Annotated in this window: 1 protein-coding gene; it reads left to right on the forward strand. The window is 61.3% G+C overall.

What is annotated here, in order from left to right; translation table 11 throughout:
• Positions 1 to 217, forward strand: a 217-nt coding sequence (locus BST12_RS30410; RefSeq protein WP_139802163.1) for a pyridoxal-phosphate dependent enzyme, incomplete at both ends; no start/stop codon positions are given.

The raw sequence follows: 217 nt of genomic DNA on the forward strand, positions 1-217 counted from the left end.
CGGTAGCCACCGCTATTCGTATCGGTCGTCCGGCCTCCGGCAAGCTGGCGTTGGCCGCTCGAGACGAGTCGGAGGGGCTCATCGACGCTGTCACGGACGAGCAAATTCTTGACGCCCAGGCCTTCCTAGCTGCTCGAGAGGGCATTTTTGTTGAGCCGGCATCAGCAGTCGGAGTGGCAGGTTTGTTCAAGTTGAAGTCCGAGGGACGCCTGGATCC

Source organism: Mycobacterium angelicum (assembly GCF_002086155.1).
GTDB lineage: Bacteria > Actinomycetota > Actinomycetes > Mycobacteriales > Mycobacteriaceae > Mycobacterium > Mycobacterium angelicum.